A 554-nucleotide genomic window follows, 5' to 3' on the forward strand; every position below is an offset into this window, starting at 1 on the left:
CTTGATGAACTGTGCCAGCCTGAGCCCGATATCGACAGCTTGTTACCCTGGAATTTTAAAACATAGGTGTAGTTCGCTAGACGCTCACCCCACAGCGGTAGAAAGTCGCAGTGAAATGCTACACTATCTTTGTGTCGCGATATGAGTGGGTGTTAATTGCGCGTATTTCACTTTTCTGCAGACGTAAAAAAGCCCGACTATTTCTAGTCGGGCTCTCTACAATTTGAAGCCTGGTAATGTCCTACTTTCACATAGCAAATGCTACACTATCATCGGCGCTGTTTCGTTTCACTACTGAGTTCGGCATGGAGTCAGGTGGGTCCAAAACGCTATTGTCACCAAGCAAATTTGGTCGTTAATCCGTATCTCTACGCACTAACTGAATTTGGAAAATATCTGATAATATTTTTTAAGTCTTTCTGTCAGTAATATCTACTTTAGTTATTAACTTCTGTCGCTTCACTGTCACATAAAACGCGTTTGGCGTTGTATGGTTAAGCCTCACGGGTAATTAGTACAAGTTAGCTTAATGGCTCACACCACTTCCACATCTT

The 554-nt window shown here is 42.4% G+C and carries 1 rRNA gene; it reads right to left on the minus strand.

The window, feature by feature from the left end:
- Positions 1-228: 228 nt before the first annotated feature.
- Positions 229-343: ribosomal RNA gene (rrf, locus tag GQR47_RS20340) — 5S ribosomal RNA — on the minus strand.
- Positions 344-554: the final 211 nt, after the last annotated feature.

Origin of the sequence: Pseudoalteromonas sp. Z1A2, assembly GCF_011378755.1 — a bacterium.
In the GTDB taxonomy this organism is placed as follows: Bacteria; Pseudomonadota; Gammaproteobacteria; order Enterobacterales; family Alteromonadaceae; genus Pseudoalteromonas; species Pseudoalteromonas distincta.